Source organism: Oleiphilus sp. HI0067 (assembly GCF_001635735.1).
The window spans coordinates 1-286 of sequence record NZ_LWFI01000780.1 but is presented as its reverse complement, the minus strand read 5'-3'; the positions used below and the strand labels follow the sequence as shown (position 1 = coordinate 286).

Below are 286 nucleotides of genomic sequence, written 5' to 3'. Positions count from 1 at the left end.
ACGACATTCTGAAGTATTCCTACCTCGTGAGTTGCACCCCGATTTAGCGCCGGATGACGAGATGGCATCGGCAGACGTTCAATTGGTTGGCCGTGATCTAGCCATGGAAGAAATGCCGCATACGCGTTATTTGGAACCATCTTTCTGGACGGCTTCTGATGCTGAACAGGCAGAGGAACTCTTGAATGGAACGATGCAAGACTATGGTTGGTTCTCAATTATTTGGCCGTGGTCAAATAACTTCTTATGGGGCTTTCCAATCTGGTATCTGCCAAGTGATATGTAT

General features: G+C 47.2%; 1 protein-coding gene. It reads left to right on the top strand.

From position 1 onward, the window contains the following. Positions 1-286, top strand: a 286-nt coding sequence (locus tag A3739_RS29765) for a hypothetical protein (RefSeq protein ID WP_231877048.1), incomplete at both ends; no start/stop codon positions are given.